Genomic DNA, 23,950 nt, shown 5'->3' on the forward strand with positions numbered 1-23,950 from the left:
AAGCGCGATTAGGGGAGTGCGTGAACATTGGACGCCACGGCAGTCATTAGTCTCTTTATTTTGGGTTCGGTCTTAGTAACCTGCAGTATTCTCTTAAGCTCATTTTCTTCCCGCCTCGGCATCCCGATACTGGTTATCTTTTTAGCCATTGGCATGCTCGCAGGCGTTGATGGCATTGGCGGCATTCCGTTCGACAACTACCCTTTCGCGTATATGGTCAGTAACCTGGCGCTGGCGGTGATCCTGCTGGATGGCGGGATGCGTACTCAGGCCAGTTCCTTTCGCGTGGCGCTCGGCCCGGCGCTTTCGCTGGCGACGCTCGGCGTACTCATCACCTCCGGGCTCACCGGGATGATGGCGGCCTGGCTGTTTAAGCTGGATATGATGGAAGGTTTGCTGATTGGCGCGATTGTCGGCTCCACGGATGCGGCGGCGGTGTTCTCGCTGCTTGGCGGCAAAGGGCTAAACGAACGCGTGGGCTCCACCCTGGAGATTGAATCCGGCAGTAACGACCCGATGGCGGTGTTTCTGACCATCACGCTGATTGAGATGATCCAGCAGCATGAAACGGGCCTGAGCTGGATGTTCCTTGTACACATTATTCAGCAGTTCGGTTTGGGGATCGTGATTGGTCTTGGCGGCGGCTATCTGCTGCTGCAAATGATCAACCGTATCGCGCTGCCCGCCGGGCTGTATCCGCTGCTGGCGCTGAGCGGCGGGATCATGATTTTTGCCGTCACCACCACGCTTGACGGCAGCGGTATCCTGGCGGTGTACCTGTGCGGTTTCCTGTTGGGTAACCGGCCAATCCGCAACCGCTTTGGTATTCTGCAAAACTTCGATGGCTTGGCCTGGCTGGCGCAGATTGCGATGTTCCTCGTGCTGGGGCTGCTGGTCACGCCGTCCGATCTGTTGCCGATAGCCATTCCGGCGCTGCTGCTTTCTATCTGGATGATCTTCATTGCCCGTCCGCTTTCCGTTTTCGCCGGGTTGCTGCCGTTCCGCGGCTTTAACCTGCGCGAGCGCACCTTTATCAGTTGGGTTGGCCTGCGCGGCGCGGTACCGATCATCCTCGCGGTGTTTCCGATGATGGCAGGCCTCGAGAATGCGCGGCTGTTCTTTAATGTCGCCTTCTTCGTGGTCCTGATTTCACTGCTGCTACAGGGCACCTCGCTGTCGTGGGCGGCGAAGAAAGCCAAAGTGGTGGTACCGCCTGTCGGCTGGCCTATCTCCCGCGTGGGGCTGGATATTCACCCAGAGAACCCGTGGGAGCAGTTTATCTATCAGCTTAGCGCCGAAAAATGGTGCGTGGGCGCGGCGCTGCGCGACCTGCATATGCCGCCGGAAACGCGTATTGCCGCCCTGTTTCGCGATAATGCGCTGCTGCACCCTACCGGAAGCACCCGCCTGCGGGAAAATGACATTCTGTGCGTGATTGGCCGCGAGCGCGACCTGCCTCTGCTGGGCAAGCTGTTTAGCCAGTCGCCGCCGATATCGCTGGATCAGCGCTTCTTTGGTGATTTTATTCTGGAAGCTGGCGCCAAGTTTGCCGACGTGGCGCTGATTTACGGCCTCGACGGCGGGGAAGAGTTCCGCGATAACCAGCAGTCTCTGGGCGATATCGTCGAGCATCTGCTTGGCGCAGCGCCGGTGGTGGGCGACCAGGTGGAGTTTGCTGGGATGATATGGACGGTCGCGGAAAAAGAAGAGAATCAGGTGTTGAAAGTCGGCGTGCGGGTGGCCGAGGAAGAATCGGAGTAGCCTGGTTGTTGCCCGATGGCGCTGGCTTGCGAGAGTAGCAAACGGCTGTAGGCCCGGTAAGCGCAGCGCCACCGGGCAAACGCATAAACGTTACACTGTCACGACAGGGACTCGCGGCGCCAGCGCGCACATCAGCTCATAGCCGACGGTGCCCGCGCTGGCCGCCACTTCATCAATCTTAATTTCCTGCCCCCACAGCTCAACGGCGGTACCAATTCCGGCCTGCGGGCACGGCGTTAAATCCACCGCCAGCATATCCATCGAGATAGCGCCAACCGTACCGGTACGGATCCCATCCACCAGCACCGGAGTGCCATTGGCGGCAATGCGCGGGTAGCCGTCGGCGTAACCGCAGGCGACAATACCAATGCGCTGTTCCTCTTTTGCGCGATAGCGGCTGCCATAGCCCACCGCATCGCCGGGTTTGAGGTTCTGCACGCCGATAATCTGGCTGCTCAGCGTCATCACCGGCTTGAGGCCGGTATTCGCGATGTCCTGCCATTGGCCAGAGGGTGAAGCGCCGTAGAGCACAATACCGGGCCGCACCCAGTCAAAATGGGTTTCCGGATGCCACATCGTCGCAGCCGAGTTGGCTAATGAACGTGGGCAGTCCAGTCCTTCAGCCGCCTGCTCGATCAGGCGCATCGGTTCAGTTACGCCGTCGGTGTTTTCCGATTGCGCAAAGTGCGACATGAGCGTCATCGCACCGACGTTTTTCATACCGCGCAGCTGTTGCCAGACCGTCTGCACTCGCTCCGGTGCAAAACCGAGACGGTTCATGCCGCTGTTTACCTTCAGGTAGATATCAATCGGCGCGTGCAGACGGGCATTCTGTAGCGCTTTAATCTGCCAGTTGCTGTGCACGCTGGTAGTCAGCCGATATTTATCAAACAGTTCCAGTTCGTCGGCATGGAAAAAACCTTCCAGTAACAGAATCGGCCCTTTCCAGCCGCGTTCACGCAGCAGAATCGCCTCTTCGAGGTTGAGCATCGCAAAACCGTCGGTTTCCTTCAGGGCATTCCATACCCGATCAAGGCCATGGCCGTAGGCATTCGCTTTCACCACCGACCAGACGCGGGCCCCATTCGCAGCGCGTCGGACAATAGCCAGATTGTTTTTCAGCGCCTGCAGATCGATGCTGGCGAGCACAGGACGTGACATGCGTTCTCCTTAGTGGTGCGCGCCATGCAAATGCTGCACGCGAGTGGGTGTGAAGCCCGGTGAATAGCGTGCGACACTGAGATCATCATAGGGGATAGCCGGCATTCTGCCAGACATCAAATCGCTTAGCAGCTGGCCGGAACCGCAGGACATGGTCCAGCCCAGCGTGCCGTGGCCGGTATTCAGCCACAAATTTTTGAACGCCGTTTTGCCCACCACCGGCGTGCCGTCCGGGGTCATCGGACGCAGCCCGGTCCAGAACGTGGCCTCTTCCACGTGGCCGCCGCGCGGGAACAGATCGCGCACAACCATCTCCAGCGTCTCGCGACGCGGCTGAAGCAGCTCGGTATTAAAGCCGACAATCTCCGCCATACCGCCAACGCGGATACGGTTATCAAAACGGGTAATCGCGATTTTATACGTTTCATCAAGGATCGTGGACACCGGCGCCCCGCTCTCTTCGACGATCGGAATGGTCAGCGAGTAGCCCTTCAGCGGATAAACCGGGATATCCACCAGCCCTTTGAGCATGGCGGTTGAGTAAGAGCCAAAAGCCATCACGTAAGCATCGGCTTTGACCACTTCGTCGCCGCACTTCACGCCGACAATGCGTTCGCCCTCTTTAATCAGGCTGTCTACCGGCGTATTGAAACGGAACTGCACGCCCGCCTGTTCGGCCATTTTCGCCAACCGCTGGGTGAACAACTGGCAGTCACCGGTTTCATCGTTGGGTAAGCGCAGACCGCCAGTCAGCTTATGGGCAACCTCCGCCAGCGCTGGCTCAACCTCGGCGAGACGCGAAGCTTCCAGCAGTTGATACGGCACCCCCGCATCTTCCAGCACGGCGATATCGCGGGTCGCGTTCTCATACTGTTGAGCGGTGCGGAACAGTTGCAAGGTACCGCCCTGACGACCTTCATAGCTAATGCCGGTGGTTTCACGCAGGGTTTTCAGACAGTCGCGACTGTACTCAGCCAAACGCACCATGCGCCCTTTGTTTTCCATATAGTGGCGAGTGTCGCAGTTGCGCAGCATTTGCCACATCCACTTCAGCTGGAAACCGGTGCCATCCAGGCGAATCGCCAGCGGCGCATGGCGCTGGAACATCCATTTAATCGCCTTTAGCGGCACGCCCGGTGCCGCCCACGGCGCAGCGTAGCCCGGGGAGATTTGCCCGGCGTTGGCGGCGCTGGTCTCCAGCGCCGGGCCGGCCTCCCGGTCGATAACCGTCACCTGATGCCCCGCCTGACTTAAATACCAGGCGCTGGTCACGCCCACCACGCCACTTCCCAGTATGACAATGTGCATAGCCACTCCAGTCCAGAATGAGTAAAAGAACAATCTTCTAATTACAAATTGATAACCCAGATGAAAATATTATTCAACATACGCTTTTTTTATGGTGACTTACTTCACACAGCGCGCATGCTGCGGGGTGACGACGAAGTTGATATCTCCTGCTGCACGCTATTTTTTGTCAGCATAAAATGCTGAGAACAGGCAAAAATATCGCCACTAAAATGAATAAATCATGAAGTTTAGAAAAGGCGGTTGTTACAGAATTTCTGCGGTGTTCTATTCTTGAAGAGAGGCTCTCCAGACAGAGAGAGTCGCCAACAATGAGGGCGCGCTAATGGCTACGATTGACTCGATGAATAAGGATGCAACTCGTCTGAGCGATGGACCCGACTGGACGTTTTCGCTGCTGGAAACCTACCTGGCGGAAATCGACCGGGTGGCGAAGCTATACCGACTGGATACCTACCCGCATCAGATTGAAGTCATTACCTCCGAGCAGATGATGGATGCTTACTCCAGCGTCGGGATGCCGATTAACTACCCCCACTGGTCGTTTGGTAAAAAGTTTATTGAGACCGAGCGCCAGTATAAGCACGGGCAGCAAGGGCTGGCCTATGAAATTGTCATTAACTCCAACCCCTGTATTGCCTATCTGATGGAAGAGAACACCATCACCATGCAGGCGCTGGTGATGGCGCACGCCTGCTACGGACACAACTCATTCTTTAAAAACAACTACCTGTTCCGCAGTTGGACCGATGCCAGCTCGATCGTCGACTATCTGCTGTTCGCCCGTAAATACATTACCGAATGTGAAGAGCGCTACGGCGTGGATGAAGTGGAACGTCTGCTCGACTCGTGCCACGCGCTGATGAACTACGGCGTTGACCGCTATAAACGACCGTCAAAAATCTCGATGCAGGAAGAAAAAGCGCGGCAAAAAAGCCGTGAAGAGTATCTGCAAAGCCAGGTGAATACGCTGTGGCGCACCCTACCGAAGCGCGATGAAGAGAAAGCCGTCGAGTCCGCGCGCCGCTACCCGTCCGAGCCGCAGGAGAACCTGCTGTACTTTATGGAAAAGAACGCGCCGCTACTGGAGCCGTGGCAGCGCGAGATTCTGCGTATCGTGCGTAAGGTTAGCCAGTATTTCTACCCGCAGAAACAGACGCAGGTGATGAACGAAGGTTGGGCGACCTTCTGGCACTATACCATCCTTAACCATCTGTACGATGAAGGCAAAGTGACCGAGCGCTTTATGCTGGAGTTTCTGCACAGTCACACCAACGTGGTGTTCCAGCCACCCTACAATAGCCCGTGGTATAGCGGTATCAACCCGTACGCGCTGGGCTTTGCCATGTTCCAGGACATTAAGCGCATTTGTCAGAACCCGACAGAAGAGGACAAATACTGGTTCCCGGATATCGCCGGTTCCGACTGGCTGTCCACCCTGCACTTCGCAATGCGTGATTTTAAGGACGAGAGCTTTATCAGCCAGTTCCTGTCGCCGAAAATCATGCGTGATTTCCGGCTGTTTACCGTTCTGGACGACGACCGTAATAATTATCTGGAGATTTCGGCTATCCACAACGAAGAGGGCTATCGGGAAATCCGCTCACAGCTCTCCTCTCAGTACAACCTCAGTAATCTTGAGCCGAATATTCAGGTGTGGAATGTCGATCTGCGCGGCGACCGTTCGTTGACCTTGCGCTACGTGCCACATAACCGCGCACCGCTGGATAAAGGCCGCAAAGAGGTGCTGAAACATGTCCATCGCCTGTGGGGGTTTGATGTACATCTGGAGCAGCAGAACGCTGACGGTAGCATTGAGCTGCTGGAACGCTGCCCACCAAGGCCAAATGCGTTGTAGTGCCTGAGCGGCGATATCGACAAAGAAGCATATGGTTATCACGCCATATACTTAATTGACCTTGAATGAACGGAACACGGGATTTTGAGATTAGAACGGCCCTGCTTTTGGGCCGTTCTCTTTTTCTGGCTGGATGAATTGCTTCGCCTTCTCCCACATTTTCTTCAATTTCGATTTCGTCGAGGTTGCCCCTCACTTTGCCTGTGAGTACCAGACGAGAACGTCACAAATCACCTCATCACCCTCATGAGGCTTATGCTAAGTAAGGATAAATATAACTATCGCCGACACACTGCCTACGCGTTGAAACCATGTAATAATGTTCTTTATTTTTATCTTTCCGCTTCGGGCAGTTTCAGAATACCTGGCGTAAATGATTAGGAGAAACCTGTACTTTAAAAGGCCGAGCCTGACTGTTTATAATAACCATGGAAATTCCCCATCGATTCTGAAACGAAATCGTAAGCAAGATGAAGGTTGTTCCTTTTTAAGTCAAACTCATGCTTTATCTTACTAAGTCTGGCGTAAACAATCTTTGCATCCAGACCACTGAGTTCAGATATTTGAGCAAACGAATACCCTTTACACAAATGCTCCAGGATAAAAAAATCCCTACTTGTCAATGACTTTGACGAATAATGATGTTCTAACTCTGGAATGCTGGCAACAGACCACTTAGTATAGCCTTTGGCCTTTTTTAAAATTTCTACCCAATTTAACACCGACTCTGTAGGTGTAATACATAAAATATTGAATTTTCTCAAAAAATCAGCCGTCTGCTTATTGCAAACAGCAAGTATTTTTTGCGGCTCATCTGACGTCACACGCATATATTTCTTGATTTTACTCAACAACAATATAGGGTGCGGATTCTCTATGAGATCAAAAATATGGATAACCTCAGTAGAATCTGAATTTTCAAAAAAATCATCGATGAGCCCCAAAACTCCCTGCCTGGTGTAAGAACAGTAAGTATGTACATAAAATTCCATAGCACTTATCCTTTCTCTTTAGGACTCCATTCGTTAATCATTCCATTTTTAATATCTAGTTGACCATTATCTCTGTAATGATTCACAACGCGCATTATCGTACTCTTTGAATATTTTGTTCTTTCCTGAAGAAATTTATAAACAGATATTGATTTTCTGAACTCTGGCGGAAGCATGCTCAGTACAGTAATGAGTTCTCCTATTGCTTGTTTAACTGATGCCCCATTAAGATTCGCATCCCGACGCCATATAGCTTGAGATTTATACTTTTCAACTATCCATAACTCTCTGAATAAATTGAATTTCTCCACTATGCTTAATGCGGTTTCTTTTTTTATCCTATAAGCTACTGAATGTGCTCTTATCTCACCATAAAAGTACGCTTCACTTTCAGGGTGATCGGTACCACTCATTATGTAAGGAGCAAGTGCCGTACAGAATACCAGGTCATCCATCGTTCTTCTGATATCCATAGCGCCTTCTGTAAGAAAGACGAAGTCAGTATTGTTTGGTTTTACCCCTAACGTGCGCTCAATTCCAATTTCACTTTTTATTATGATGCGCGCAGCTCCTGATGATAACCATTTAGAGATAATTAACTTCATTTCATCATTCGGTTTCATCATATGCAAAATTCTCGTTATAGAAAGTGGAGTTTTGACATCTATGTTCAATTAGCTTGCCCGATGTAAGTATATTCACATGGCAAATACTTTGCTTGCAAGATGGGGAATTAATTAATTTCATATCGAAATGGTAACCTAATGAAATTAAATGAAATTATTAGGTAATATACAACCCCTTTGTGGTTCAAGCATTTGCCTGTAGTGATATTGGCAATATTTAATTCCGACTTTTAATAATTGCGCATGATAAACACCATGCATTATTTTTATTTTATGAAGTTTATGACTAGATGGTTCTTGATGCTCATGTACATGGCAGTGTCATTTGAATACTCTCTTTACATAAATTTACAGTAAAGGCCAAAATGCCTGGCGATTCATTAAACGAGAAATAATTGATTCCGTTATTAAATCAGGCGTTGCACCTCGATTCTCCATTTTGCTCGCAGCATCTTACACCTCAAGTTTATTGACCAATTCCATCTTCTCTACATCAATAATGGGAATAAACAAAACTCAACCACCAGGAAAAATAGCACCTGAACATCAATCAGTTACGATAATCCTCGTCAATCAACCACCGGAATTTTTTTAATAAATTGATATGTTAGTCGGGGGAAGGTAAAACTAAAACAGATCGCGCAAGACAAATAACCAGAAATAACAATATATAAAAATCAATAACATACGGAATTCAAAAGCGATTTTCTCTGGCAAGCAGTTTAGGAATTTTCATGTCTTTTGGAAATTGATAGCGTTAATAACCATAGTATACTTGTGGTGTAAAATTATGTAACTTGATGTTTCTCCTGCGTGGAACTATACATAACTAAGTCATGTCACGAGCTATTGGTATTTTCTAATATTGCTCAGGCAATTACATATTATTCAGATAAAAATGAACTTCACTGCATTCGTCGTGAGGTTTTAGAGACATATGGAAATCAAGGAGCATCAATGTCTTGCTTAAATACTAAGTTATCTAAAATATCAATAATGATTGGTATTCTTCTGTCAACATCAACTGAAATTGCTAAGGCCCAAACGATAGCCGACAACACGTCAGTTAACTTACCAGTGAACCATTCATCGGTAAGCAATACTTCTAATACTCCTGAGCTACATGCTCTGAATGCAGGATCTATTCTGTCATCAGGTACATTGAATATTTCTACCACAGGAGGTAACTCCGAGGGGGTGCTTGCCCAATCGGGGGGAACAGTCAATCTCAATGGCAACTCAATTATCACGACATCGGGCAATGATTCATCCGGGATTAAAGTGGATGGTACCGATTCCTCTGTAACTAGTCAGGGGGACCTCAGTATTACAGCGAATGGAAGCTCATATGGCATATATGCATTGAACGGCGGTAAAGTTGACGTTTCTGGCGGAACATTAAACGTAACGGCTAACAATGATGCATCAGTTAACGGCCCATATAGCGCAATTGAAGCTAACGGAAGCGGAACAGCGGTAGTTATCAATGCTGGAGGACTGATTCAGACCTCATCTCTTCTCCCCTCCGGAGGCGGGGTAAACTCGTCTGCAGTTTCTGCATCAAACGGGGCAAGCATCGTACTTAATGGCACATCATCGTCTAAATTAAATATCAAAACAGTTGGGGATACCGCGCATGGTATCTCAATGGACGCAAATGGTGTGGGTACTACCGTGCATGGCAGTCATTTAGCAATCTCCACATCTGGCACAAATGCTAATGGCGTATTTGTTGGTGATGATTTTTCGCTTAGCGACTCAACCGTAAATACATCCGGGGCAGATGCAGACGGTATTAAATTGCTGGGCAGCAATAGCCATGGCGCGATACAAGATTCATCTATCACTACCAGCGGTGCGAGTGCCGATGGTATTTCTGCTATAGCAGGTGGAGTGTCAGAACTCAATAGCGTATCAATCAACACTACTGGTGATGACTCTTCTGGCATATACGCCAGTAATTCAGGAAAAGTGAGCTCGCAAGGTCTCTTAAGTATCAACTCAACTGGGAGTGGTTCAGCGGCGATTGTTGCTCAAGATAATAGTAACATCGAAATTCGCGATCAATTCAACATTGTAAGTACAGGTGATGATGCGTCGGCTATATCTGCTACAGATAGCAGCACAATCACATTGTCAGGGAATGGTGTTGTAGAAAAGAATTCATCATCGTCCATATTCACAACCTCTGCGATTTATGCTGCCACCGGAAGTCATATTTCGCTTCAGGGTACTGATTCCATAAATGTCAACACAACAGGTGCGAACATTCATGGTGTTTATGTAGATGGCAATGGTGATGTGAACAACCCAACAGTTGTATCGCTCTCAAAAACGAACATTTCAACTTCAGGATTTGGCGCTCTTGGCGTATATGCCATAAACCAAGGAGCCACCACCAATGTTACTGATAGCTATATAAACACAAAAAATTCATCTGCTGCCGGTCTCATGACAAGGGATGGTGCAGTAGCCAATATTAGCAATTCAAATATACTTACCGAAAATCATATTTCAGCCGCCGTACGGGCTGTTTCTGGTGGCACGATCAATGCGACGAATAGTGCATTTGAGACCAAAGGCAACTATTCTCCTGGTGTTTCTCTTGAAGGTGGTAATGTAGTTCTTAATAATACAACAGTTAAAACTGAAAATAGCATACAAAGTCCAGCGATTCTGCAAAATCGTGGTGTATCTACGCTTTCAATGACTGGTGGTGAATTATCTTCACTTGCTGGTGAGTCTATTTATGCTATAGAAGGCGACGGCACAATCGAGTTAAATGGGATTAATGCAACCGTTAACAATGGGGTATTTATTAATAATACTGGCGCAGCAGAGTTAGATGTCACCGCTGATAATAACTCTGTAATTATGGGAGATGCGCTTAACACATCGTCATCTACGGCTTCACTTTCACTGAATAATAGCGCTGTCTGGACAGGTAAATCTGTTGATATGACAAGTCTTAACATTTCCAATAGTAGTCAATGGAATGTGACTGGAGACTCAAACGCTGAAACCATTACATTAAATAACGCCTTGGTTAACTTCCAAAGTAGTAGTGTTAATGATGTTAAGAACATTACGACTAATTCTTTATCCTGGAATAATTGAACAATACACTTTAATACTGTACTTAATGAAGGTGACTCTAACTCAGTTACAGATAAAATTATAGTTAACGGCGATGCCACGGGTAGCTATAAGATCAATATCAATCAGATTGGTGGAAATGGCGCACTGACGGTAAACGATGGAATTAAACTTGCGTCCATCAGTGGTCAGGACTCTACTTCCATAGCGCTATCAAAACCTGTTGTAGCTGGTGCATATGAATATCTTGCGTATAACGGTGGCCAATCTGGCAATGGATGGTATTTGCGTTCGATTTTAGAACCGGCTCCAGAGACGAACCCAAACCCAAATTCGAATCCGACCCCAACATCGAAGCCATCATATAACCCATCAGTGCCTGGCTACGTTATCGCCCCATACTTAAACCGCATGTATGGTTATCAGACCATTGGTACTTTGCATGAAAGGGTTGGTGAACAGGAAAACATTAAAAAAGAAAGCAATATGCCTCAGGGAGCCTGGGGTCGTATTGGCGGAGGTGAGACAAAATCCAGCGCAGATCGTTTTAACTATGATGCCGATACCTGGTTTGCCCAGCTTGGTGGCGATCTTTATAACAAATTTGCCGAGGACGGCACCAGAGTACATAGTGGTGTATTTGCCACATTCGGACAAGTGAGTACTTCTGCTAAGGATTCTGCTCGCGGAATATATAAAAATAGATCGACCACAACAGGTAAGATCAACTCTAAAGGCTACGGTTTTGGCGCTTATTACACATCATATTTTTCAAATGATGTGTATTTAGATACTGTGGCTCAATATACTCATTATCGTAATGATTATAATAGTATTTACGGTAGTGATGCTACCCAGAATGGTGATGGTATAACTTTATCTGTGGAAGCGGGTAAGCCGTTCAAATATACCAACGGTTTGTATCTGGAACCTCAAGTTCAGCTAATGTATCAATACCTTCATTTAGATGCGACAAATGATGGTATTGCCTATGTTAAATCAACATCAGATAACTCAGGCCTCGCTCGCATAGGCGGACGACTCGGTTATGATAGTGTTAAAACCTCCAAAGCGCATCCATATTTGACGGCAAACGTTCTCACCAATATTGGTCGTTCGCCAGACGTCACTGTGAGCTCAGTGAGAATGAACCAAAATTACTCTGATCAATGGTATGAACTAGGCGGTGGTTTTACCGGTGATATCACCAAAAACGCATCGTTATATGCTGATATGAAATATCAGCATGACTTTGAAGGGAATATGCATGGTTTTGCCGGTAATCTAGGCGTTCGGGTTAACTGGTAATTTTTAAAAGCGGTAGATTTGTATCTACCGCTTTTAACTTACCTACCAACATTACATATTCGACCCATCACTTGAACTGGTAGGCAGCCCTACAATCAACAGCCAGGGAATATTACGTTTATGTGTCTTAGCTGTATCACTGACATCAAGCGCCCGAGAAAATCATGCGTACGGGCTACGCGCACTGGATATAGTAAAATCAGACTCACAGCAAAAAAGCCCCATCAGAGAAGTGATGAGGCTATTGGCGACAACCATCCGGAACGTTCAACCGATTATTTTACTGACTCAATCAGTGTTGCGTATGACCCGTTTATTGTTAACGTCCATGCAGGGATAAATCCCCCGGCAGCGACTTCTGCATACGATGCCAGATCTCGCCACTTTCGTGCCCGTAGCGGCGCACCGTCTCATAGACCTTCTCGTACTCGCCCTTCTCACACAGCTCAATCAGCTTATGATAGAAGCCCAGGCCCAGCGCACGCGCTTCCGGGCTGGAGAAATAGTGGCGTCCCAAACGCGTATAGAGCCCTTTCATCCCGTTGAGGATCAGGCCATAGATCGGATTACCGGAGGCAAACGCCAGACCACGAAACACGCTGTAATCCAGTTCAGCAAAAGCGTCGGCATGGTCGGCAACTTCACGCGTTGTCGCCAGCACTTCCAGCGCTTTTTCCGGATGCTGACGGAATGCGGTACGAATATAGATGGTGGCGATATTGGTGCGCACTGACAGCAGATTATCAATCAGCTGCGGCACGCTGTCATGATCGAGACGCGCCAGCGTTTCCAGGATATTAAGCCCGGATGTCTCCCAAAAATTGTTGACCTTCGTTGGCTTACCGTGCTGAATCGTCAACCAGCCATCTCGCGCCAGGCGTTGCAACACTTCACGTAAGGTAGTACGGGTAACCCCAATTAATTCAGAGAGTTCGCGTTCTGCCGGAAGAATCGACCCAGGTGGAAAACGGTTATTCCAGATGCTTTCGACAATATACTCTTCCGCGAAACCCGCCGGGCTTTGCGCCTTAATGACCATAGTAAAAATTCCATTACACAGCGTTGCAATTGGACTCATCATACCAGAGCCAACATTGAGCAGATAGCAGGGCAACGGAATTAAAAAGGGATCGCCGTTTCATTTTTCATATTTCGTGGCCGGACGGAAAAGGTGCACGCCGGGGGGAATTCTGGCGGTATATCTGTTTTAATGGTAAAAAATGTCATCTTTTCAGGAGGAAGACGATTGTCATGGAAATCTCTTACGGTCGCGCCCTGTGGCGCAACTTTCTTGGTCAGTCACCGGATTGGTACAAATTACTGCTGCTTATTTTCTTAGTGATCAATCCACTGGTGTTTTTGATCAATCCGTTTGTCGCCGGATGGCTACTGGTGGTGGAGTTTATCTTCACCCTGGCCATGGCGTTGAAGTGTTACCCACTGATTCCCGGCGGGCTGCTGGCTATTGAGGCCGTATTTATCGGCATGACGTCCGCTGAACACGTGCGCAACGAGGTGGCGGCTAATCTGGAAGTCCTGCTGCTGCTGATCTTTATGGTCGCCGGCATCTACTTTATGAAACAGCTGCTGCTGTTCATCTTTACCCGTTTGCTGCTGACCATTCGTAGTAAACGGCTGCTGTCGCTGGCCTTCTGTCTCGCCGCCGCGTTTCTGTCGGCATTCCTCGATGCCTTGACGGTGGTCGCCGTGATCATCAGCGTCGCGGTCGGCTTCTACAGCATCTATCATCGGGTGGTTTCCGCGCGACCGGATGATGACGACCTGCTGGACGACAGCCATATTGATAAACACTCGCGCGTGGTGCTGGAGCAGTTCCGCGCGTTCCTGCGCAGCCTGATGATGCACGCCGGTGTGGGGACCGCGTTGGGCGGCGTCATGACGATGGTCGGCGAGCCACAGAACCTGATTATCGCTAAGGTGGCGGGCTGGCATTTTGGTGAGTTTTTCCTGCGCATGTCCCCTGTCACCGTTCCGGTCTTTGTCTGCGGCCTGATCACCTGTCTGCTTTTGGAAAAGTTTAAAGCCTTTGGCTATGGCGCCGAACTGCCCGAACCCGTTCGTCAAATTCTTCATGATTTCGACGAGCGTAGCCGCAAGCAGCGCTCACGCCAGGAGAGCATGCGCCTCATCGTTCAGGGGATTATCGGCGTCTGGCTGGTGCTGGCGCTGGCGTTACATCTGGCGGAAGTGGGGCTGATTGGCCTGTCGGTGATTATCTTCGCGACCTCATTTACCGGCATTACCGACGAGCACGCGATTGGTAAGGCGTTTACCGAAGCGCTGCCGTTTACCGCACTGCTGACGGTGTTCTTCGCGGTCGTAGCGGTGATTATCGATCAACACCTGTTTGCGCCGATTATCGACTTCGTGCTGCAAGCTTCACCGCACGCCCAACGCTCTCTGTTTTATCTGTTTAACGGTCTGCTGTCGTCGATTTCGGATAACGTCTTCGTGGGTACCGTATATATCAACGAGGCCAAAACTGCACTCGATAACGGTGCGATCGATCTGCGTCAGTTCGAGCTGCTGGCCGTCGCTATCAACACCGGTACTAACCTGCCGTCGGTCGCCACGCCAAACGGTCAGGCGGCATTCCTGTTCCTGCTCACCTCCGCGCTTGCGCCGCTCATCCGCCTTTCCTATGGCCGTATGGTGTGGATGGCGCTGCCGTATACGATTGTGCTGACGCTGGTCGGCCTGCTGTGCGTTGAGTTTACCCTGCAGCCGATGATTGACTGGATGATGAATAAGGGAGTATTAGTACTTGCCACAATAACCCACTAATATAGCGGCGTTTATCGATGCCCGTCGGTTTTATCGCGGGCATTGCATCATCATTTACGAATTATTGCGTATAGCCAGATGGCAGGGCTATTGTTTTCGTTTACACTGCGTTTTCAAAGCACGTTCCAGGGAAATGATTATGTTGCGATATTTAAACCAGAGCTCACGTGGCCGCAGTGCCTGGTTATTACTGGCGTTAACCGCTTTTGCGCTTGAGTTAGTGGCATTATGGTTCCAGCATGTAATGCTGTTAAAGCCGTGCGTCCTGTGTATTTACGAGCGCTGCGCGCTGTTTGGCGTGATGGGCGCCGGGATTGTCGGCGCTATCGCACCGAAAAGCCCGCTGCGCTATGTGGCGCTGCTGATTTGGCTTTATAGCGCCTTCCGCGGGCTGCAGCTGGCCTGGGAGCACACGATGATTCAACTGCATCCGTCGCCGTTTATGACCTGTGATTTTATGGCCCGTTTCCCGAGCTGGCTGCCGCTTGATAAGTGGCTGCCTCAGGTGTTCGTCGCTTCCGGCGATTGCTCTGTGCGCCAGTGGGAATTCTTATCGCTGGAGATGCCGCAGTGGCTGGTGGGTATTTTTGCCGCCTACCTGATCGTGGCGCTGCTGGTGCTGATTGCCCAGCCGTTTAAACCGAAACGCCGCGACCTGTTTGGCCGTTAATTGTCGTTTGAGCCAGTGGCGATGCTATCGCTGCTGGCCCCTCTCCTACCAAATCCCCGCCAATGTCCCGATGCCATAACCGGCGACCAGCAGTAACCCCCAACCACCCAGATTGATCATAACCGCAAGTACTAACAGCTTTATTGAACTACGCATGTCCATCCCCACACCGATGCCGATAATATCTCTATCGGCAGAGTGCAGGAATTAAGGAGTGATTTTATTAACGAAAGAGTTAAAAGCGGGAGTGAAGCACGAAATCAGGCGTTAGTCAGCCCATTCTGGTTTATTCAAAATATGGTCTTGCCAGTCACGCACTTCTGACTCCTTCACCGCAATATGACGCACCGAAATGCGCTCGCCATGCATCGCGGCTTTCGAACCGGTTATCAGCGGATGCCACTGCGGCAGCGGTTGACCTTCCGCCAGCAGACGATACGCGCAGGTATGCGGCAGCCACTCGAAGGTAGGCAGGTTATCGCGGGTCAGCTTGATACAGTCCGGCTCATAGTCGAAACGGCGTTCGTAGTTACGGCATTGGCAGGTCTTGATGTTCAGCTGTTTGCAGGCAACGTTGGTGAAGTAAATTTCGTCGGTGTCTTCATCCATCAGCTTGTGCAGGCAGCACTGGCCGCAGCCGTCGCACAGCGACTCCCATTCGGCATCGGTCATGTCGTCAAGGGTCTTGCTCTGCCAGAAAGGTAATTCGCTCATCGGGATGTCCACATCAAAAATCAGGGTGCTTCTTATAACCAGTCTGGCACAGGGATGCAAGTTTTGCCGCCCGATTGGGGCGGCAAGCAGGGATTACAGCACGCGGGTTGTCAGAGAATAGCCGTTAAACAGCACGTCCAGTTCATCACCACCGTGGAGCGGGCCGACGCCTTCCGGCGTACCGGTCAGCACCACGTCGCCCGGCTTGAGGGTGAAGAAGCGGCTCATGTAGGCAATCAGCGGCACGATTTTGTGGATCATATCCGCCGTCGAGCCCTGCTGACGCACCTCGCCGTTCACCTTCAGGCCCAGCGTGGTATTTTGCGGGTCGCCCTCGAAGGCAGCCGCCGGGATAAAACCGGAGATCGGGCAGGAATTATCAAAGCCTTTCGCTTTTTCCCACGGTTGCCCGGCCTTTTTCATTTTGCTCTGCACGTCGCGCAGCGTGAGGTCCAGCGCGACACCATAACCCGCAATAGCCTGCATGACGTGATCTTCCGTCGCCTGACGCAGCGTCGCGCCAATCAGCACCGCCAGCTCTACTTCATGGTGCACAGAGCCCAGGCCCTGCGGCAGAATCAGCGGCTGGCGCAAGTCGCAGAGTGCGGTTTCTGGCTTAATAAACAGCACGGGCTCTTCCGGCGTCGCGCTGCCCATCTCCTGGATATGCTTTGCATAATTACTGCCAACACAGACAACTTTGCTTACCGGGTAATCCAGCAGCGCACCCTGCCAGTTATGATGTTGATACATACTTTTCCCTTATTTGTTGTGTAACCAGGAACAGACATTAGCCGGAAGCGAAAACTATTCGCCCTTATTTTTGACGTCGGCCAGATGCTGTTTCAACAGATTTTCAGGCGGCGGTGGCATCTGTAAATAATAGCCCTGATCTTTTAACGCCTGTTTTACCTTTTCCAGATCGGCATTGATAAGCTTCTTGCGTCCGTCCAGCGGCAACAGCATCGCCAGCTGCGGCTGGCCGAAGCCCTGCATCAGTTCTTCCGGGACGCGAGAGAAATCGTCTTTTTTTTCGACATACAAATAGGTTTGATCACGTTTAGAACTACGATAAATCACACAAAACATACTTTATACTCGGAATTAGGACTGTGGTTACTTGCTTGAATATATTAGTGACTATAACATGACTGATAGTCTTCGGAATATCGCCGCGCGCGAAGCTGCGATAAATAGCAAATTGAGTAAGGCCAGGATGTCAAACACGCCAATCGAACTTAAAGGCAGTAGCTTCACCTTATCGGTGGTCCATTTGCATGATGCAAGACCCGAGGTTATTCGTCAGGCGTTAGAAGACAAGGTCGCCCAGGCTCCGGCTTTTTTCCGTCATGCCCCGGTTGTGGTCAACGTCAGCAACCTTGAAGAGTTTACCCAGTGGCGCGCGATTCAGCAGGCGATTATGGCTGCCGGTCTGCGTATCGTGGGCGTCAGCGGCTGTAAAAATCCGCAGTTCAAAGCGGCCATTGACCAATCGGGCCTTCCTTTACTGACTGAAGGTAAAGAAAAAGTTGTTCGTGCCGCGCCCGTTGAGCAGCCCAAACCCACTGAACCCGAGCCAATTGTTAGTCCGATCACAAAAACGCGAATGATTGATACGCCAGTACGTTCCGGTCAGCGCATTTATGCACCAAACTGTGATCTGATTGTGACAAGCCACGTCAGTGCAGGTGCTGAGCTGATTGCCGACGGTAATATTCACGTGTATGGCATGATGCGTGGACGCGTTCTGGCGGGCGCCGGCGGAGACCGGGAAGCACAAGTATTTTGTACCCACCTGGCTGCGGAGCTGGTCTCCATCGCCGGGGAATATTGGCTGAGCGACCAGATCCCAGCCGAATTTTATGGCAAAGCGGCGCGTCTGCGGTTAGACGACAGCGCTTTGACTATTCAACCGTTAAATTAATCCCTTTTTAACAAGGAATTTCTATGGCACGCATTATTGTTGTGACTTCAGGTAAAGGGGGCGTGGGTAAGACCACCTCCAGCGCGGCCATCGCGACTGGTTTGGCGCAGAAGGGAAAGAAAACGGTCGTTATCGATTTTGATATCGGTCTGCGTAACCTTGACCTCATCATGGGCTGCGAACGTCGCGTAGTGTATGATTTTGTTAACGTTATTCAGGGCGATGCCACGCTGAACCAAGCATTAATCAAAGATAAACGTACCGAGAATCTCTACATTCTGCCGGCTTCGCAGACGCGCGATAAAGATGCGCTGACTCGCGAAGGCGTCGAGAAAGTCCTCGACGAGCTGAAAAAGATGGAATTCGACTTCGTGGTCTGCGACTCCCCTGCGGGTATCGAAACCGGCGCACTGATGGCGCTGTACTTCGCCGACGAAGCCATCATCACCACCAACCCGGAAGTCTCCTCGGTACGCGACTCAGACCGTATCCTGGGCATCCTGGCCTCCAAATCCCGTCGTGCGGAAAATGGTGAAGAGCCGATTAAAGAGCACCTGCTGCTGACGCGCTACAATCCAGGTCGCGTGAGCAAAGGCGACATGCTGAGCATGGAAGATGTGCTGGAAATCCTGCGCATCAAACTGGTTGGCGTTATCCCGGAAGATCAGTCCGTCCTGCGCGCCTCAAACCAGGGTGAACCGGTTATTCTGGATACGGTGTCTGACGCAGGCAAAGCCTACGCTGATACCGTAGATCGTCTGTTGGGAGAAGAACGTCCTTTCCGCTTCATTGAAGAAGAGAAGAAAGGTTTCCTCAAACGCCTGTTCGGAGGATAAATTATGGCATTACTCGACTTTTTTCTCTCACGGAAAAAGAATACCGCCAACATTGCTAAAGAACGCCTGCAAATCATTGTCGCGGAACGTCGCCGCAGTGACGCAGAACCGCACTATCTGCCGCAGTTAAGGAAGGATATTCTGGAAGTGATTTGCAAGTACGTGCAGATTGACCCAGAAATGGTCACGGTGCAGTTAGAGCAAAAAGACGGGGATATTTCGATTCTGGAACTCAACGTCACGCTACCGGAAGCGGAAGAGTCAAAATCCTGACTTTCGGTGGTGTAAAAAAAGGCGCTAGTGATAGCGCTTTTTTTGTGTCCGGAAACTGCGAGTAGGCCTGATAAGCAAAGCGCCATCAGGCAGCTCCTCGCCCAACGATTGTATTGCCGGATGGCGGCGTTGCCTTATCCGGCCTACAGTCAGGATTTAACGCGGATACTCTGCCAGCAACTTATCCAGCGCGCCGGACAGCAGCTCACCGCGCCAGCCGGAAATCATTTCCGGCGCGGTATGACGTGGCTTCAGCTGCCAGTGCCAGTTCAGCAGCTGGTTAATCTGGCGACGCGAGGCGAGCATCTCGGCGCTGACGTCGTTCGCCTGCCCCACTTCCTGCACCAGCGCCTTAATCTCTTTAAACGCTTTGCGGTAACCCGGCATGTCCATCAGGTTCTGCAGCGGCTCCGGCAGCGCGTCATCAGGCAACGCCTGCGCTTTCTCAACCAGGCTAATCAGCGTTTTACCGTGGAAGCGAATTTCGCTGCCCGACAGCCCGAGACTATCCAGCTCACCGAGGCTGCCCGGCATATAGCGCGCCACGCTCCACAGGTGCTCTTCACGTACCACGAAATTCACCGCCAGGTCGCGCTCGCGCGCCTTGCGCAGACGCCAGTCGGCCAGCAGTTGCAAACAGGCCAGCTGGCGGGTGCGCAGTTGCCAGGCGTTGGTAATATCACGCCACGCCTCGCGTGGGTCAGTCACTTCCTGACGGCGTTGTTGCATCAACTGGCATTCATTCAGCGCCCAATCAAGGCGCCCTTTCTGCTCGGTTTCCGCCATCAGCTTGTGGGCTATCGGCAACAGATACCAGACGTCCGCCGCCGCGTAGTCGCACTGACGCGAGGTCAGCGGGCGTGCCAGCCAGTCGGTACGCGACTCGCTCTTATCCAGCTCAACGCCGGAGTATTCAGCGACCATCGCGGCAAAGCCCCAGGACATCGGGCGACCACAGAAAGCGGCCAGCACCTGCGTGTCGATCAGCGGCTGCGGCATGGCGCCGAAAACGTTCATAAAGACTTCTAAATCTTCACTGCCCGCGTGCAGGAACTTGGTGATGTTGCGGTCCTGCAGAATCGCCTGCAGCGGCGACCAGTCGGTGATATCCAGAGGATCGATCAGCGCCGTACGCTCTCCATCGAAAAGCTGAATCAGGCCCAGCTGCGGATAGTAGGTGCGGGTGCGGACAAACTCGGTGTCCAGCGCGACGGCGGTTGTCTGACGAACGGCGTCGCACAGAGTGTGCAGCGCATCGTTGGTGGTGATCATCTGATAGTTCAAATCATACTCTCTTATTTTGTGCCAAAAAAAACGCCAGCAGAGCTGGCGTTAGGCATCATGACTCGTGACTTATCCCTTATTGTCCACTTTGGCGCGGGCTTCGTCACGTAATTCTCGTCTTAAAATTTTCCCGACGTTGGACTTCGGTAATTCCTGACGGAATTCAACCAGTTTCGGCACTTTGTATCCGGTTAGCTGACGGCGGCAGAAGGTAATCAGCGCCTCTTCGGTCAGGCTTTGGTCTTTTTTGACCACGAAGATCTTCACCGCTTCACCGCTATTGCCGGAAGGGACACCGACGGCGGCCACTTCCAGTACGCCGGAATGCTGCATCACCACGTCTTCAATTTCATTCGGGTAGACGTTAAAACCTGACACCAGAATCATATCTTTTTTGCGGTCAACGATGCGCAGGAAGCCTTCCTCATCCATTACCGCGATATCGCCGGTATGCAACCAGCCGTCTTTGATAATTTCCGCGGTGGCTTCCGGGCGCTGCCAGTAGCCTTCCATCACCTGCGGCCCCTTCACGCACAGTTCGCCCGGCTGGCCGACGGCCACTTCGTTGTCGTCATCGTCCACCAGTTTCACCTCAGTTGAGGGCACCGGCAGACCAATACTGCCACTGTGATAGTCGATATCATGCGGGTTGACGCTCACCAGCGGCGCACATTCGGTCAGGCCATAGCCCTCCAGCAGATACTGCCCGGTCAGCTTCACCCAGCGTTCAGCCACCGAATGGTTCACCGGCATTCCCCCGCCCGCCGACAGATGCAGCGTGGAGAAATCGAGCTGCTGGAACTCTTTATTGTTCAGCAGCGCATTGAATAGCGTATTCACGCCGGTCATGGCGGTGAACGGATATTTTGCCAGCTCCTTCACCAGACCCGGAATATCACGCGGGTTGGTGATCAGGATATTCTGCCCGCCCAGTTCGATAAACAGCAGGCAGTTCATGGTCAGCGCAAAGATGTGATACAGCGGCAGCGCGGTGATCACCACCTCTTTCCCTTCGTGCAGCAGAGGCCCGTAGGTCGCTTTCACCTGCTCGAGGTTGGCGAGCATATTGCGATGGGTCAGCATCGCGCCTTTCGCCACGCCGGTGGTACCGCCGGTATATTGCAGGAAGGCCACATCATCCGCCTTCACCACCGGTTTCACATACTGTAAGCGGTAGCCGCTATGCAGCGCGCGACGGAAGGAGATCGCATCCGGCAAATGGTATTTCGGCACCAGTCGTTTGATGTATTTGACGACAAAGTTGACCAGCGTCCCTTTGGCGGTTGAAAGCTGATCGCCCATGCGGGTCAGAATCACGTGCTTAACCTGAGTTTTATCAACCACTTTTTCCAGCGTGTGGGCAAAGTTGGAGACAATCACGATCGCCTGCGCGCCGCTGTCGTTCAACTGATGCTCCAGCTCACGCGGGGTGTACAGCGGGTTGACGTTGACCACGATCATCCCGGCACGCAGGATGCCGAACAGAGCAACCGGATATTGCAGCAGGTTAGGCATCATCAGCGCGACGCGATCGCCCTGCTTCAGCCCCAGCCCCTGCTGGAGATAAGCGGCAAAGGCGCGGCTGCGCTCTTCGAGCTTACGGAAGGTCATCACTTCGCCCATATTGACGAAGCCGGGCTGATCGGCAAAGCGTGTTGCCGCGTGTTCAAACAGTTCCACCAGGGATTGATAACGGTCAGGATTGATCTCTGCCGGAACATCAGCAGGATAACGGTTGAGCCAAACCTTTTTCAAAGCATCACCTCTAAAATACGTATTCGTCGTCATCGCAACCCCAAATGATAAACTTTCGTTAACATTATATTAACTCAGCGTACCAGTTTAAGAATTAATCAGAATTAAGGTTGCGAAGCGCGTCACTCTTTATTTTTTTTATATCCATTACAACGAAGAAACAGCGGACTAGCCGCTGTTTCTTTTTTGTCTGCTTTTGCACAGATCTTATTCAGTTACGACGTTCCGAACTTCCGCTGGGCCGGGGTTATACCATCCCCAGCCGCCGTAACCGTAATTCCAGGGGTGCGGGCCAAAGACCCACGGATCGATAGGCTGCGGCGGCATCACCACCTGCTGGGTAACGCGCCAGCGTTTATAGCCAGTGGCCTGAACGTGCAGGAAATTGTACTTCGTGGTGCCCACTTTCCCTTCCACGGTGCCGACGATCGGGCCGACCACCGTCACCAGCTGGCCACGGAAATCTACCGGGTCAAGGAAACCGTTAACATCGGCATAGATACGCCCACGGGAGGCTTCGCCGAGAATCGGACGCGCGCCGCTGTCGAGCGGAACGGTGGCGATTTCCAGACGGGTGCGACCCTGCTGATTTTCAATACCCACAACCGTGCCGCCAAAGCGCGATTCCTGGCCGACATACAGCTGCGGTGCCGCCATCACCCGAACCAGATCCTGCTGCGGCGTTGGGCTACTGCCCTGAATGGCATCCGGCACGCTGACGCAGCCGCTTAACGCTAATGCGATAAGCCCTGCAATTGCGCCACGAACGACGTATTTTTGACCTGCCATGATGCTGCTCCTGGACTCACTATTTATCTGCTTAGAGTCATTCGCGACCGGGAAGTTTCTTCCACGCCACTTCATTACGCAAATAAACCGGCTCCGCTTTCTCGACCGCCACCGTTTTACCCTGCGCGAGCAGCTGGCAGGCAATTGGCAGCATGTCTTCTGCCTCAGGCAAGGTCACGCCGCCGTCGTTCAGGGGCACGTTCGCGCCCTGCGCCATCTCCGGCCAGGCCGCCCAGCCGGTGCCAACGGTCGCCCATTCGCCGCTCAATTCGGCTAAACGCTGCTGTACCGCTTCCGGCTTCAGCACCGCTTCGGTTTCTTCACCGTGCCACACGCCCTGTTCATCACGCTGATACTCAGCCCAGTAGACCTCGCCCATGCGCGCGTCGATGGCGGCCAGCACGCGAGTTGCGCCCTGCTTACGCCAGGCCCCCTGCGCCATGGTTGCCAGCGTTGACACGCCGATCATCGGCAGCTCAGCGCCCAGCGCCAGCCCCTGCGCAATACCAATACCGATACGCACGCCGGTAAAGCTGCCCGGCCCACGGCCAAACGCCAGCGCGTCGAGTTCGGTGAGGCTTACGCCACTTTCAGTAAGAATATCCTGCACGATTGGCAGGATTCGTTGGGTGTGTTCCCGAGGACAAAGCTCGAAATGAGCACTGGTGCTACCTTCATTCCACAAGGCAGCCGAGCAGGCTTCCGTGGCGGTATCAATAGCCAGAATTCGCATGGTTAGTCGCGCTCTCGCAGTTACGGATCAACAAAATGGCGCGCATCTTACCACACT

The 23,950-nt window shown here is 51.5% G+C and carries 21 protein-coding genes; 9 read left to right on the forward strand and 12 right to left on the reverse strand.

What is annotated here, in order from left to right:
• Nucleotides 1-27 precede the first annotated feature (27 nt).
• Nucleotides 28-1,761 (forward strand): potassium/proton antiporter, encoded by a 1,734-nt coding sequence (locus K7B04_RS19305; protein WP_223802800.1) that lies wholly within the window; start codon nt 28-30, stop codon nt 1,759-1,761.
• Between the two features lie 90 nt (nt 1,762-1,851).
• On the opposite strand, the gene dadX is transcribed toward K7B04_RS19305, so the two are convergent.
• On the reverse strand, nt 1,852-2,922 hold the full coding sequence (gene dadX, locus K7B04_RS19310) for a catabolic alanine racemase DadX (RefSeq protein ID WP_163446229.1): 1,071 nt from the start codon (nt 2,920-2,922) through the stop codon (nt 1,852-1,854).
• A gap of 9 nt (nt 2,923-2,931) precedes the next feature.
• The gene (locus K7B04_RS19315; protein WP_167575607.1) at nt 2,932-4,230 is read right to left on the reverse strand and encodes a D-amino acid dehydrogenase; all 1,299 of its coding nucleotides are present in this window, start codon (nt 4,228-4,230) and stop codon (nt 2,932-2,934) included.
• Between the two features lie 325 nt (nt 4,231-4,555).
• Between K7B04_RS19315 and K7B04_RS19320 the strand changes: the two genes are divergently transcribed.
• Nucleotides 4,556-6,088 (forward strand): SpoVR family protein, encoded by a 1,533-nt coding sequence (locus K7B04_RS19320; RefSeq protein WP_223802801.1) that lies wholly within the window; start codon nt 4,556-4,558, stop codon nt 6,086-6,088.
• Between the two features lie 395 nt (nt 6,089-6,483).
• Here the strand turns inward: K7B04_RS19320 and K7B04_RS19325 are convergent, their stop codons facing one another.
• Together K7B04_RS19325 and K7B04_RS19330 are read right to left on the reverse strand one after the other, a co-directional pair.
• Nucleotides 6,484-7,080, reverse strand: coding sequence for a hypothetical protein (locus K7B04_RS19325; RefSeq protein WP_167575606.1), 597 nt, complete (start codon nt 7,078-7,080; stop codon nt 6,484-6,486).
• Nucleotides 7,081-7,085: 5 nt separating this feature from the next.
• A complete protein-coding gene (locus K7B04_RS19330) occupies nt 7,086-7,706 on the reverse strand; it encodes a helix-turn-helix domain-containing protein (RefSeq protein WP_223802802.1) in 621 nt (206 codons plus the stop codon).
• Between the two features lie 849 nt (nt 7,707-8,555).
• Between K7B04_RS19330 and K7B04_RS19335 the strand changes: the two genes are divergently transcribed.
• The gene (locus K7B04_RS19335) at nt 8,556-10,823 is read left to right on the forward strand and encodes a hypothetical protein (RefSeq protein ID WP_223802803.1); all 2,268 of its coding nucleotides are present in this window, start codon (nt 8,556-8,558) and stop codon (nt 10,821-10,823) included.
• A gap of 3 nt (nt 10,824-10,826) precedes the next feature.
• On the forward strand, nt 10,827-12,110 hold the full coding sequence (locus K7B04_RS19340) for an autotransporter outer membrane beta-barrel domain-containing protein (protein ID WP_223804196.1): 1,284 nt from the start codon (nt 10,827-10,829) through the stop codon (nt 12,108-12,110).
• Between the two features lie 319 nt (nt 12,111-12,429).
• Here the strand turns inward: K7B04_RS19340 and fadR are convergent, their stop codons facing one another.
• On the reverse strand, nt 12,430-13,149 hold the full coding sequence (gene fadR / locus K7B04_RS19345) for a fatty acid metabolism transcriptional regulator FadR (RefSeq protein WP_163449261.1): 720 nt from the start codon (nt 13,147-13,149) through the stop codon (nt 12,430-12,432).
• A 212-nt stretch (nt 13,150-13,361) separates the two neighbouring features.
• Here fadR and nhaB point away from each other — a divergent pair, with 212 nt between their 5' ends.
• Nucleotides 13,362-14,915 (forward strand): Na(+)/H(+) antiporter NhaB, encoded by a 1,554-nt coding sequence (gene nhaB, locus K7B04_RS19350; RefSeq protein ID WP_163449262.1) that lies wholly within the window; start codon nt 13,362-13,364, stop codon nt 14,913-14,915.
• Nucleotides 14,916-15,054: 139 nt separating this feature from the next.
• A complete protein-coding gene (gene dsbB, locus K7B04_RS19355) occupies nt 15,055-15,585 on the forward strand; it encodes a disulfide bond formation protein DsbB (protein WP_163449263.1) in 531 nt (176 codons plus the stop codon).
• Between the two features lie 267 nt (nt 15,586-15,852).
• Here dsbB and K7B04_RS19360 read toward each other — a convergent pair whose 3' ends face one another.
• The 3 genes from K7B04_RS19360 to K7B04_RS19370 form a co-directional block, all read right to left on the reverse strand.
• Nucleotides 15,853-16,299 carry a YcgN family cysteine cluster protein gene (locus K7B04_RS19360; RefSeq protein ID WP_163449264.1) on the reverse strand — a complete coding sequence of 149 codons (447 nt, stop codon included), beginning with the start codon at nt 16,297-16,299 and terminating at the stop codon, nt 15,853-15,855.
• Between the two features lie 93 nt (nt 16,300-16,392).
• Entirely contained in the window at nt 16,393-17,052 is a 660-nt protein-coding gene (locus tag K7B04_RS19365; RefSeq protein WP_163449265.1) for a fumarylacetoacetate hydrolase family protein, read from the reverse strand.
• 54 nt (nt 17,053-17,106) lie between these two features.
• Nucleotides 17,107-17,388 carry a YcgL domain-containing protein gene (locus K7B04_RS19370; RefSeq protein WP_163449266.1) on the reverse strand — a complete coding sequence of 94 codons (282 nt, stop codon included), beginning with the start codon at nt 17,386-17,388 and terminating at the stop codon, nt 17,107-17,109.
• 127 nt (nt 17,389-17,515) lie between these two features.
• Here K7B04_RS19370 and minC point away from each other — a divergent pair, with 127 nt between their 5' ends.
• The 3 genes from minC to minE are packed head-to-tail and all read left to right on the forward strand — an operon-like array spanning nt 17,516 to nt 19,332.
• Nucleotides 17,516-18,223 carry a septum site-determining protein MinC gene (minC, locus tag K7B04_RS19375; protein ID WP_223804197.1) on the forward strand — a complete coding sequence of 236 codons (708 nt, stop codon included), beginning with the start codon at nt 17,516-17,518 and terminating at the stop codon, nt 18,221-18,223.
• A 23-nt stretch (nt 18,224-18,246) separates the two neighbouring features.
• The gene (gene minD, locus K7B04_RS19380; RefSeq protein ID WP_064544826.1) at nt 18,247-19,059 is read left to right on the forward strand and encodes a septum site-determining protein MinD; all 813 of its coding nucleotides are present in this window, start codon (nt 18,247-18,249) and stop codon (nt 19,057-19,059) included.
• A 3-nt stretch (nt 19,060-19,062) separates the two neighbouring features.
• A complete protein-coding gene (minE, locus tag K7B04_RS19385; protein WP_064544824.1) occupies nt 19,063-19,332 on the forward strand; it encodes a cell division topological specificity factor MinE in 270 nt (89 codons plus the stop codon).
• A gap of 156 nt (nt 19,333-19,488) precedes the next feature.
• On the opposite strand, the gene rnd is transcribed toward minE, so the two are convergent.
• From rnd to tsaB, 4 genes are all read right to left on the reverse strand, one after another.
• Nucleotides 19,489-20,604 carry a ribonuclease D gene (rnd, locus tag K7B04_RS19390; RefSeq protein ID WP_167577273.1) on the reverse strand — a complete coding sequence of 372 codons (1,116 nt, stop codon included), beginning with the start codon at nt 20,602-20,604 and terminating at the stop codon, nt 19,489-19,491.
• Between the two features lie 81 nt (nt 20,605-20,685).
• A complete protein-coding gene (gene fadD, locus K7B04_RS19395; RefSeq protein ID WP_223802804.1) occupies nt 20,686-22,371 on the reverse strand; it encodes a long-chain-fatty-acid--CoA ligase FadD in 1,686 nt (561 codons plus the stop codon).
• 207 nt (nt 22,372-22,578) lie between these two features.
• Nucleotides 22,579-23,160 (reverse strand): Slp family lipoprotein, encoded by a 582-nt coding sequence (locus tag K7B04_RS19400; RefSeq protein ID WP_223802805.1) that lies wholly within the window; start codon nt 23,158-23,160, stop codon nt 22,579-22,581.
• 37 nt (nt 23,161-23,197) lie between these two features.
• Nucleotides 23,198-23,893, reverse strand: a complete 696-nt coding sequence (tsaB, locus tag K7B04_RS19405; RefSeq protein WP_223802806.1) for a tRNA (adenosine(37)-N6)-threonylcarbamoyltransferase complex dimerization subunit type 1 TsaB — start codon at nt 23,891-23,893, stop codon at nt 23,198-23,200.
• Nucleotides 23,894-23,950 lie beyond the last annotated feature (57 nt).

The sequence above is a fragment of the Kluyvera sp. CRP genome (assembly GCF_019930565.1).
In the GTDB taxonomy this organism is placed as follows: Bacteria; Pseudomonadota; Gammaproteobacteria; order Enterobacterales; family Enterobacteriaceae; genus Kluyvera; species Kluyvera georgiana_A.

Excerpts from the sequence above, each read along its gene's own strand:
- minD (WP_064544826.1), top strand. The coding sequence starts at position 18,247 with ATGGCACGCATTATTGTTGTGACTTCAGGTAAAGGGGGCGTGGGTAAG.
- rnd (WP_167577273.1), bottom strand. The coding sequence starts at position 20,604 with ATGATCACCACCAACGATGCGCTGCACACTCTGTGCGACGCCGTTCGT.
- K7B04_RS19330 (WP_223802802.1), bottom strand. The coding sequence starts at position 7,706 with ATGATGAAACCGAATGATGAAATGAAGTTAATTATCTCTAAATGGTTA.
- K7B04_RS19360 (WP_163449264.1), bottom strand. The coding sequence starts at position 16,299 with ATGAGCGAATTACCTTTCTGGCAGAGCAAGACCCTTGACGACATGACC.
- K7B04_RS19400 (WP_223802805.1), bottom strand. The coding sequence starts at position 23,160 with ATGGCAGGTCAAAAATACGTCGTTCGTGGCGCAATTGCAGGGCTTATC.
- minC (WP_223804197.1), top strand. The coding sequence starts at position 17,516 with ATGTCAAACACGCCAATCGAACTTAAAGGCAGTAGCTTCACCTTATCG.
- K7B04_RS19365 (WP_163449265.1), bottom strand. The coding sequence starts at position 17,052 with ATGTATCAACATCATAACTGGCAGGGTGCGCTGCTGGATTACCCGGTA.
- dadX (WP_163446229.1), bottom strand. The coding sequence starts at position 2,922 with ATGTCACGTCCTGTGCTCGCCAGCATCGATCTGCAGGCGCTGAAAAAC.
- nhaB (WP_163449262.1), top strand. The coding sequence starts at position 13,362 with ATGGAAATCTCTTACGGTCGCGCCCTGTGGCGCAACTTTCTTGGTCAG.
- K7B04_RS19325 (WP_167575606.1), bottom strand. The coding sequence starts at position 7,080 with ATGGAATTTTATGTACATACTTACTGTTCTTACACCAGGCAGGGAGTT.
- dsbB (WP_163449263.1), top strand. The coding sequence starts at position 15,055 with ATGTTGCGATATTTAAACCAGAGCTCACGTGGCCGCAGTGCCTGGTTA.
- K7B04_RS19370 (WP_163449266.1), bottom strand. The coding sequence starts at position 17,388 with ATGTTTTGTGTGATTTATCGTAGTTCTAAACGTGATCAAACCTATTTG.
- K7B04_RS19320 (WP_223802801.1), top strand. The coding sequence starts at position 4,556 with ATGGCTACGATTGACTCGATGAATAAGGATGCAACTCGTCTGAGCGAT.
- minE (WP_064544824.1), top strand. The coding sequence starts at position 19,063 with ATGGCATTACTCGACTTTTTTCTCTCACGGAAAAAGAATACCGCCAAC.
- K7B04_RS19315 (WP_167575607.1), bottom strand. The coding sequence starts at position 4,230 with ATGCACATTGTCATACTGGGAAGTGGCGTGGTGGGCGTGACCAGCGCC.
- fadR (WP_163449261.1), bottom strand. The coding sequence starts at position 13,149 with ATGGTCATTAAGGCGCAAAGCCCGGCGGGTTTCGCGGAAGAGTATATT.
- tsaB (WP_223802806.1), bottom strand. The coding sequence starts at position 23,893 with ATGCGAATTCTGGCTATTGATACCGCCACGGAAGCCTGCTCGGCTGCC.